This window comes from Streptomyces sp. DH12, from assembly GCF_020873895.1.
GTDB lineage: Bacteria > Actinomycetota > Actinomycetes > Streptomycetales > Streptomycetaceae > Streptomyces.
On sequence record NZ_JAHWGT010000968.1, the window covers coordinates 1 to 463 of the forward strand.

The window sequence follows — 463 nt, forward strand, 5'->3', positions numbered from 1 at the left end:
GCTTGCGCAGCGGGCGGGAGGCGAGGGCGCCGAGCCCCAGCTCGTCGAGCACGTCGTCCCGTTCGGCGCGGGCCTGCCGGGCGGCGAGCCCGCGCAGCCGGCCGGTGGTCTCGGCGGCCAGCGACACGGTCAGGTCGTCGAGCGCGCTGGACTCCTGCCCGAGGTAGGCGAGGATGCGGGAGGCCCGCTCGGGGTGGCGGACGATGTCGTGGCCGAGGATCTCGACGCTGCCGCGGTCGGGCCGCATGAGGCCGGTCATCTGCCGTACGAGGGTGGACTTGCCGGCGCCGTTCGGCCCGAGCAGGCCGAAGATCTCACCGCGTCCGATGTCGAGCGCCACGTCGTCGGTGGCCCGCACCTCGGGCGTCGCCGGCACCCCGCGCCGTCCGCGCACCGCCGGATAGGTCTTGGTCAGCCCGCGCACCGCACACACGACGTCACCACCGTGCCGATGTGCCTGTGC

1 protein-coding gene is annotated in these 463 nt (G+C 75.2%); it reads right to left on the reverse strand.

Annotated features, from left to right (window positions below; translation table 11 throughout):
• The coding region (locus LPA54_RS38025) for an ATP-binding cassette domain-containing protein (protein WP_228984964.1) at positions 1-433 on the reverse strand (433 nt) is incomplete at its 3' end.
• Between the last annotated feature and the right edge of the window lie 30 nt (positions 434-463).